The 277-nt window shown below is 62.8% G+C and carries 1 protein-coding gene; it reads right to left on the reverse strand.

The window, feature by feature from the left end; all coding sequences use genetic code 11:
* The coding region (locus RVY79_RS19420; RefSeq protein WP_317466209.1) for a Tn3 family transposase at positions 1-277 on the reverse strand (277 nt) is incomplete at both ends.

Raw genomic sequence — 277 nt, forward strand, 5'->3', positions numbered from 1 at the left:
TCCTCGGCCCGCTTGGCCTGAGCCGGGCTCACTCTGCCGGTATAAATCGCCCGCTTCAAGGCATTGACCGCCTCACCCCGGTTGAGTACCCGACGCAGCTCATTCCTGAAGGCGTCTTTGACAAAGTAGTCGGCCAGGAACGCAGTTCGCAGCAAGCGCCCCAACTGAACACCCGCTTCGTAGATGGGGTCTCCCCGCGCCGCCGATCCAAATCTGGCCAGCGCTGCAACTGCGCTGGCGTTGCCGCTCATCACCGAGGCTGCCAAATGGACCAAGG

Origin of the sequence: Chromohalobacter sp. HP20-39, from assembly GCF_033052815.1 — a bacterium.
GTDB lineage: Bacteria > Pseudomonadota > Gammaproteobacteria > Pseudomonadales > Halomonadaceae > Chromohalobacter.